This is a genomic window from Pseudomonas sp. P4_C3 (genome assembly GCF_056402075.1).
This window is the reverse complement of record NZ_JBFUIC010000184.1, coordinates 1-8917: the sequence shown is the minus strand read 5'-3', so window position 1 is coordinate 8917 and position 8917 is coordinate 1. Positions and strand designations below refer to the sequence as shown.

Annotated in this window: 6 protein-coding genes; 2 read left to right on the top strand and 4 right to left on the bottom strand. The window is 59.1% G+C overall.

Annotation, left to right across the window (positions count from 1 at the left end; all coding sequences use genetic code 11):
* Both AC1DVH_RS21945 and AC1DVH_RS21940 read left to right on the top strand, forming a co-directional pair.
* Positions 1–4049: beta strand repeat-containing protein (locus AC1DVH_RS21945; RefSeq protein WP_477755578.1), on the top strand; the 4049-nt coding region annotated here is incomplete at its 5' end.
* A 153-nt stretch (positions 4050–4202) separates the two neighbouring features.
* Complete coding sequence (locus tag AC1DVH_RS21940) at positions 4203–4967, top strand: tetratricopeptide repeat protein (protein ID WP_477755577.1); 765 nt, start codon at positions 4203–4205, stop codon at positions 4965–4967.
* A gap of 85 nt (positions 4968–5052) precedes the next feature.
* On the opposite strand, the gene AC1DVH_RS21935 is transcribed toward AC1DVH_RS21940, so the two are convergent.
* The 4 genes from AC1DVH_RS21935 to AC1DVH_RS21920 form a co-directional block, all read right to left on the bottom strand.
* Entirely contained in the window at positions 5053–5793 is a 741-nt protein-coding gene (locus tag AC1DVH_RS21935) for a Mut7-C RNAse domain-containing protein (protein WP_477755576.1), read from the bottom strand.
* Between the two features lie 101 nt (positions 5794–5894).
* On the bottom strand, positions 5895–6713 hold the full coding sequence (dapF, locus tag AC1DVH_RS21930) for a diaminopimelate epimerase (protein WP_477755575.1): 819 nt from the start codon (positions 6711–6713) through the stop codon (positions 5895–5897).
* A 290-nt stretch (positions 6714–7003) separates the two neighbouring features.
* Entirely contained in the window at positions 7004–7381 is a 378-nt protein-coding gene (locus AC1DVH_RS21925; protein WP_477755574.1) for a c-type cytochrome, read from the bottom strand.
* A gap of 458 nt (positions 7382–7839) precedes the next feature.
* Positions 7840–8739, bottom strand: coding sequence for a DMT family transporter (locus AC1DVH_RS21920; RefSeq protein ID WP_477755573.1), 900 nt, complete (start codon positions 8737–8739; stop codon positions 7840–7842).
* Positions 8740–8917 lie beyond the last annotated feature (178 nt).

The following is an 8917-nucleotide window of genomic DNA, read 5'->3' as shown; positions in this document are numbered from 1 at the left end:
ATGCCGCCGTGCTGTCCGCCGGCATCGCCAACCTCACCGAGACCAATGCCGCCGTCGACATTTCCACCGCCGGCACCCTGACCATCAGCGACGTCGACAGCGCCGCAACCTTCGTCGCGCAAACCAACACCGTCGGCAGCTACGGCCAGTTCTCCATCGGCACCGGCGGTGCCTGGACCTACGTCGCCAACTCCGCCCACAACGAGTTCTCCGCTGGCACCACCTACACCGACGCCTTCGCGGTGAGCAGCGCCGACGGCACCCTCACCTCGGTCACCGTCCACATCGCCGGCAGCAACGACACGCCGGTAATGACGGCTGGTGGGTCGCTGTCATACACAGAAAACCAGGCAGCGACGACGATCAACTCGGCGCTAACGGTCACCGATGTCGACAGTAGCAACCTAACGGGCGCTACGGTATCGATCACCGGTAACTTCGCCACGGGTCAGGACGTACTCGCGTTCACCAACCAGAACGGCATTACCGGCAGCTACAACGCTGGCACTGGCGTGCTGACACTGACCGGAGCCGCTACGGTGGCGCAGTATCAGACCGCGCTGCGCTCGGTGACCTACTCCAACAGTAGCGACAACCCCTCAACAACGGCGCGCACGATTAGCTTCCAGGTGGATGATGGGGCTGCGGCCAACCATGCCAGTAATATCGCAACAACGACCGTCACGGTGTCGGCAGTCAACGACGCACCGACGACTTCCGGCCTGGCCATAACCGAGACGTCGATCAGCTTCGTCGCGACCGACCCGGACAATGCGACGCTGTCGCTGCAGAGTCCGTTTGCCGCAGCGTTCGGCAACCCCTCGATCACGAGCGGCGCCAGCACGAATCTGTCCCCCGCGGAACAGGGCTCCGTGGTGTCGGGTACCTTGCAGGTGAAAGATGGCAGTGTCTCGGCGAGCGTAGTGGAGCTCTATCTCGGTACAAGCGCGGGCAACAATTTCTCGGCGGGCAGCTCCGACACAGCGATCTACGGCTTCGGTGGCACGGACAATCTGTCCGGCGGTGCCGGTGCCGACTGGATTTTTGGCGGCGCGGGCAACGACGTGATCGTCGGCTCGGCGAATGACCGCCTGCTCGACGGCGGCACCGGAACCGATACCCTCAATGTCGGTAGTGTCTTCGTCAACACGAGCGACAGCCAGATCGCGAATATTGAAAACGTACAGATAACCACAGCTTCAGGAACGCTGATCCTGAACGTCCAAACCGAAAGTTTCACCATCTTTGGTACTTCGGGTGCCGATCAAATCGTCACGGGCAGCGGGAATGACACGATCTTTGGCACTGACAACGACACACTGCTCGATGGTGGCAGCGGTTCCGACACCCTGGGTACGGGTGCCCTCTTCACGAGCACAAGCGACGGGCAGATTACGGGTATCGAGAATGTATTGATCGGAACGGCAGCGACCCTGAACCTCTCCAACCAGACCGAAGGCTTCACCATTACCGGTTCTTCAGGCGCCGACACCATCACTGGTGGCGCTGGTGCAGACAGTATCAGCGCGGCGGGTGGCAACGACATCGTCAACGGTGCGCAGAACGACACGCTGCTCGACGGCGGAACCAACACCGATACGCTCAACGTCAGCGCGAACTTCACCAGCACCAGCAACGCCCAGATCGCCAATATCGAAAACGTGACGCTGACGACTTCCGGGCTGACGCTCAACCTTGGCAACCAGACCGAAGCCTTCAATATCAATGGTTCATCCGGCGTCGATAACATCAGCGGCGGCAGCGGGGCCGACACCATCAACGGCCAGGCGGGCAACGATACGCTGACCGGGAATGGTGGGGCTGACCAATTCCGGTTGCGCACCAACGGTGGCACGGACACGATCACCGACTACACGGACAACACCGACAAAATTGGCTTCCTGGGGGGGGCCGTGACGGGCGGTGTCGGCTTCACAACCGCTGGCAGTTCGGCCGGCACGACGCTTCTCGCCGGCGACTTTCAAACCCGGAACTCTATCAGCAACATCAATAACCCGGACGACAATAAAGTTGTTGTCATTCTAAGCGCGCAAACGACGAACGACATCACGACAACCAACCCTGCGGATGCAACGAACACATACGCAATCGTATTCAACTCGACGACCGGCAAGGGCGAAATCTGGTTTGACACAAACTGGAACGATGCGGGGGGCCGGGTACAAGTGGCGACGCTGAGCAATGTCACATCGTTGGCGGGGGTCACTGCAATCACGGCCTCTGACATCGTTGTCTACGACAGTACCCTCGGCCCCGCCGGTGTTGCTGGCAGCCCGATCAACCTGGGCCTGGCCGATGCGGTGACTCGCGCGGACGTTGCGACGGTGAGCATTTCCGGTTTTCCCGCAGGCTGGACCCTGAACCAGGGCGCCCACAATGACGACGGCAGCTGGACAGTGGACAAAAACAGCCTGGACACGCTGACGGTCACAACAGCAGCAGATTTCACGGGTGCCATGGTCTTGCCGGTCACGATGACCTGGACCAATGTCGATGGCACGGTGGATAGCGAAGTGATTCGCGACAACATCGAAGCCTACGCCCCCGGCTCGCCGATCTTCGCATTGTCGGCGGACGACAACCTGACCGGCTCCAGCGCCGCCGACCTGTTCGTGTTCGCCCAGCCGATCGGCAACAACGTGATTCACAGCTTCGACGCGGCGGCGGACAAAATTGACTTGATCGGCTTCACGGGCGTCAACGATTTTGCCGATGTGAGTGTCGCCAACGATGCGAACGGCAATGCCGTGCTCAGCATCAGCGCCGACCAGACGATCACGGTCAAAGGTGTGGATGCGGCGGCGTTGAGCGGGGCCAACCTGCTGTTCGATGTGGACCCGGTCACGACCAATACGGGCACCATCACCATTGCCGACGGCGCGATCATGCCGTTCGGTGGCAGCATCGACAACAGCGGCACCATAGCGCTCGGCTCCACCGGCAGCGGGACCGATCTCGAGATTCTGTTCCGTGGCGCGACGTTGACCGGTGGCGGGCAAGTGGTGCTGTCCGACAGCGCGCAGAACGTGATCTTTGGTGGCAGCGCGGACACGGTGCTCACCAATGCCGACAACACCATCTCGGGTGCCGGCCAGTTGGGAGCGGGGCAGATGACGCTGGTCAACTCGGGCCTGATCCTTGCCAGCGGCGTCAATGCGCTGGTGATCGATACCGGTAGCAGCGTCGTCGCCAACACGGGTGTGCTGCAAGCCAGCGGCAGCGGCGGATTGGTGATTGAAAGTGCGCTCGTCAACAGCGGCAGCCTGTGGGCGAACGATGGCAACATCACCGTCCACGCAGATGCCAGTGGCGCGGGAAGCGCGACTATCAGCGGTTCGGCGATCCTGGAATTCGGTGCAGCCTCCGATCAGCATGTGACGTTCGACAGCGGCGCGGCAGGCACGCTCAAGCTCGATGTGTCGGCGGCGTTCAGCGGCAGCGTCAGCGGTTTTGCCGCAGGTGACAAGCTGGACTTTGGCGATATTGCGTTCGGCGCCAATACGCAGATCACCTATGCAGCGAATGACGCAGGCACCGGCGGCCTGCTGATCGTGAACGACGGCGCGCACGCGACGCAGGTCGCGCTCAATGGCCAATACGCGGCGGCGGGATTGCAGGCGAACGCCGAGGGCAGCGGCAGCGAGCTGGCCTACGATGCAGCGGCGGCAAACCACACGATGCTGGGCGGCCAGGCCAACGACATTCTGATCGGCGGTGCAGGTGACGATTTGTTCTTCGGCGGGCTGGGCAACGACACGCTCAACGGCGGCCTCGGCAACGATACCTTCGTGTTTGCTGCGGCAGGTTTCGGCAACGACTCGATCCAGGGCTTCGATATCGATCCGGTCGGAGGGCAGGACTTGCTCAATATCGCGGGGCTGGGGATCAGCAGCGAGACGTTCGCTGCCAACGTGAGCATTGCGGCTGACGGGGCGGACACGGTGATCGGGATCGGAGTGGACACTATTCGCCTTGTCGGAGTTAACAGTGCAGGAATCGATCAGGCGGACTTTATCCTGACGGCATGATGCTTTTCCTGCTGGCCGCACGTTGCTTCGCGGTTTCAGCGGGAACTTCAGGGTACTGGCCAGGTCAATTGGGGCCCTGTATCGGAGATACCGAGCAGCGCTGAGGCCTGTTTTATGGCAGTGCCGTCCGAGATCAGTCGAGTCCGCCCCCCGATGCCAACCAAGAGTTTTCTACCGGGTCTCATCCTGGCGTTCTGCGCCGTCGCGTCGCTTTGTTCGGTTGCTGCCGAGCGAAGAGCGCCCGCGCAAAGTAACAGCGCATCGACCACCCTGATCGAAACCGCCTCGCGGCAGTATGAAAATGGCCAGTTGGACCAGGCCGCTGCCACGCTGGAGCGTGCCCTGCATATCCAGCCGAACAATCCCGCGACGTTGCATTACCTCGGTGTGTTGCGTCTTCAGCAGGGGCAGTACCAGCAGGCGGAAACCTTGGCGGCGCGCTCGAATATGCGGGTTGGTCGCAACGTCGAGTTACGCAACCGCAACTTCCAATTGATCCAGGCGGCGCAGCAGGCCCAGTCTTCGAATACCCCACCCACTGCCAAAGAGGACCTGGTTGCAGTACAGAAGGGGCTGGAAGCGGAAACCCAAAGGCACCGCGAAGCAGACATGGCCGTTGCTGAACAATCCACCGCGGACAATGGGCGCGACGCTGGCAACTTCGCTCGCGCAAAGGCAGATTGGACATCGGATTCACCGATGGCTGGCAGACCTCGACCCGAAGGAGAAGGGCAAGTGGCTTCCGTCCCGCCGGCGCCCGCGTACGAAGAGGTTGAGATTCCCCGCGGCCATTTGCCGCCTCCGGGTAAATGCCGGATCTGGTTCCCTGATCGCCCGCCGGGGCATCAGCCCCCACCCGGCAAATGCAAGAAGCTGCGATATCGGGTTCCGTCAGGGGCCTACCTGGTGCACGGTTGAGTTTCCGAGTGCCCACTTCTGGCCGTTATCGACCTGGTGCAAAAGCCGGTTATCCCTGGCAACGCAGCCGGCCCGATGCGCGCGGCTATCGGTTCAGCAGCGGCGCCAGCAATGCACACATGCCGCGCCAGTGTGAACCTTCCCAGTAAACCCGTTGGCAGGCGCCGCAGCGCAGGAAGTGCGAATAGAGGGCGCCAATGCGTGGCGGTACCAGCGGCCGAGCCAGTTCCGGGCTGATCTCGTGCAGCGGCAGGTTGCAATGCAGGCACAGGCTGAATGGCCGCGCGCTGCGCGCCAGGTCGAGGCGCTCGTACAATTCGCGCAGCTGCAGCGACGGTTTCAGGGCATGCACGTAACAGCCGTGGCTGATGATCCGCCGCTTGAGCAGTTCGCGGTCACGGGTTAGCACGATGCGTCCTTGCTGCGCAGCGATCTCGGCGATCTCGCCATCCTCGAAACCATTGTCGTAGAGAGTGTCGAAGCCACTCATGCGCAGCAGGCTGGCCAGCCCGCCAAGGTGCACATCAGCGACGAAGCGCAGCACCCGTAAAGGTTGCGCACGAACCTTGAGCAGCGGGCTGATGTCCAGTGCTTCGAACTTGGGATACACCGCCAGCCGGTCACTGTCGAGGATCACCCGCTCGAAGCCTGCCGACTCGCCGTTGAGCAGCACCAGCTCGACCTCGGTGTGCGGTACTCCGAGCGCCTCGATCATGTGCTTGACCGTCGCCCCTTGCGCGCACTCGCAGGTGAAGGATTGCCGCCGCCGTTCGGCCGGCAGGAAATCGTTGAGTTCATCAAAGAAGCGGAAAGTTGCACTGGTCATGCTCAACAGTATGGCAGGGCTGCGGGATGTGCGAGTCTGGTCCGGACACCACCCATCTCGCTTGGGAGTGATCGACTTACCTGCTTATCACGATTTAGCCACTACAAAGCTTGTAACAGGGCGCCCGAAATCATTCCCGAAAAAGTCGTCTCTACCGGACCGGTCAGGACGACAGATCCCACGCCATCCCATTGAACCGTTACAGTTCCGCCATCACATTCAACCTCAACGCAATTGTCTAACAAGCCGCGACGAATTCYGTTTACAGCAGCGCCACAAGAGCAGGAACCTGAACCAAGCGGAATCGCTCCCCAGCGCTCCCAAATGCGCAAACGAATGTGCTTTCGGTCAATGATCTGGACGAAATGCACGTTCGTCCTGAGGGGGAAAAGGGAGTTGGTTTCTATGATCGGTCCGATTGTCGCTATGTCCACAGCTGTAAGATCATCCACAAAATAGGTGCAGTGCGGATTTCCCATGCTGCAAGCTGTTGGGCTACCCGCAAGTGGCAAACCTACAGTATCCATTTCCACAACCAGAGGAATATCCGTCCAGTCGAAAAGTGGTACCCCCATGTCGACGGAAATTGCGCCGGTWGAGGTCCGTTCGCAAGTGAGCAGGCCCCGGTTGGTTCGAAGCGTTATCGACGCAGTATTTGATTCGCGCATCAACATATCCGCGGCACCCCGTGTCGCGCTGCCACAAACGTCCAGCGTGGAGCCATCTGCATTCCAAAACATCAAGCGCGCATCTGCATCATCGTCATCGAGCACCACCGCAAGTTGATTGAACCCGACTCCCCGGGTCCGGTCACCCATTCGCCGGGCCATGCTGTCTGTCATGGGATTGGACGAGTTGCGCGAATCCACGATAACGAAGTCATCGCCATTGGCGTGCATTTTATGAAACCTCAGCGGCATGAATTGACCCTGGCGATGAGAAAAGGGATGAGTTGATGTTTAAAGTCGATCTATCCCCATACGCATGGTTTTTGCAAGCTGTGTGGAAGCTCAAGACGGGGAGGTGCCTGGCAGACAATTGCGTTGCGCAGTCAATCTTTAGGAACAAGCAGTCCGCTCTTGGCCGTTATTTGCCTGTCACGACCGCAGCCGATTGCTGCGAGAGGTCGACGGGCTCACCGGCATTGCCCCACAAGCCCTCAAACCTGAAATGGCTCTTGGATTTCTGTGTCTGCCGCTCAACTCAAAAATTATCGATTTTTTGAAATCACACCACTCATGTATTGATTTAAATCGCGCAGATCTTCAATCCTCCATGAGTACGGCGATAGCTTTACACCATTCTCTCGCAAAGTTTTTGGAATCAAGTCTCCATTTGGACGAAGTATTATCGATGATACAATCACGCCCGGATAATCATTTAATCGTTTTTTGAAAACGGATGTTGTTAGATCAGGTGTAGGAGGATTGCTTTTGTTAGCCAATGGTCCTGTTGCTTTGAGATCTATTCCGTGGCACATGGTGCATCGCTGTAAATAGAGATTTTTTCCATTAACATTATCCGCGAAGGATAGTGATGTTTGAATTAGCGATAAAATTCCTAGCGAAGCGATGAATAATATTTTCATTGTTTTTATCTTCCTTGATGGATCAGCGTCGATTGGACGCGATTTGGTGCGCGGGAAAGATATCAGCCATCGTATCGGCACACACAGTCATTTCTGATGCCCATTGAATCAACTCGTTTTCCGATCGCGCCAGGTAGCCGGGTAGTTGCTTTGAATCAATACCTGCTGGTTGGGCGTACCAGGACCAGGCTTTACGCCCAACAGGACATTCGAGTAACCCAGTCTACACGTCAGTGTTTTCAGGTTCCTCCAGCCAGTCCTCGAAGCGCTCCGTCTTACCGGGTTGTACCGGATCATCCATTACCAGCATGGTCATTTCCTTCCATGGTCACACCGTTCGACGGTGCTTTCATCCTGAGATAGCACGAGGGAAATCGAGCCCTGCCATTAAAGTGGGGCGGCAAGGTAGTGACGGGGAGCGTTGAAGTCAATATGCCAGCAAAGGCCCCGTCAATCGCTCACTCAGTCGTCGGGGCCGGGGCTTTACTGCCCAAGCGGATCAGCTCATTGGAGAAACACAGCCCGACGATGATCAGTGCCGCCCCCGCGAACAGGCTTTCGCGCGGTACTTCATGGAGCACCACAAACGCCAGCAGCGCGGCGAACAGCGGCTCGGTCAGTTCCAGCGCCTGCACTTGGGATGGCTTGAGATATTCGATGGCCTTGGTGGTGCAAAAGAAGCCGAGGATGGTCGGCAGCGCGGCCAGCGCCAGCAGTGCGGCGATCGCCAATGGCGACAGCTCGCCGATCACAAAACCATCGGCCGCAGCCGGCATCAGCAGGTACAGGCTGCCAAAAAACAGCAATTGCCGGGTGAGGTGCAGCCCCCCGGACACGCCCATCTGCTTCATGGCAACCGAAAAGGYCCCATAACCGCAGCCGGCCATGGAGGCAAGCGCAGCGCCTTGCAGGGTAAAGCCCTGTTGCAGGTCGGCGCCAAAGATCACCGCGATCCTGGCGATGGCCAGTGCGGCGCCCACGGTCGCGTTCGCGGTGATGGCATCCTTGAGGAAAATGCGCCCCAGGATGATCGAGGAAATCGAGGCACTGGCCATCAGCACCACCACTACACCTGCCGCAGCGTAATGCCGATAGGCGGACGTTTCGAAGTGAAACAGCACGAAGATGCCAAGGAAGGCGCAGATTGCCGCCTGAGTCCATTTGGCCGTAGACGCCGGGCGCTTGAGGAAAAGCAATAGGATCGAAAGTAGCAGGCAACCCAGCAGGGTCTTGATGACGGCCACACTGCTGGCAGTGAAGCCATTACTCATGAGTACTTTGCTAAGCACACCGATCGTCGCGTTCAGTGCCGCGGCGCAGAGTGCAAACATGACGCCTTTGCTGAAACTGGATTGCATTGATGACGGTCCCTGTCGTTGCTTTGTCGTTAGATAGAATGCCAGCCCATATCGACGGCGCCAAGTTCGAGGATACAAAGATCCCGCCAAACTCCGCATGGCGCCTTTGCGACTGTCAGTCTTGTGACTATCCCGCCAAACACCGCATGGCGCCTTTGCGACTGTCAGTCTTGTGACT

Coding starts and splice junctions, on each gene's coding strand:
- AC1DVH_RS21940 (WP_477755577.1), top strand. CDS start 4,203: ATGCCAACCAAGAGTTTTCTACCGGGTCTCATCCTGGCGTTCTGCGCC.
- AC1DVH_RS21935 (WP_477755576.1), bottom strand. CDS start 5,793: ATGACCAGTGCAACTTTCCGCTTCTTTGATGAACTCAACGATTTCCTG.
- AC1DVH_RS21925 (WP_477755574.1), bottom strand. CDS start 7,381: ATGAAAATATTATTCATCGCTTCGCTAGGAATTTTATCGCTAATTCAA.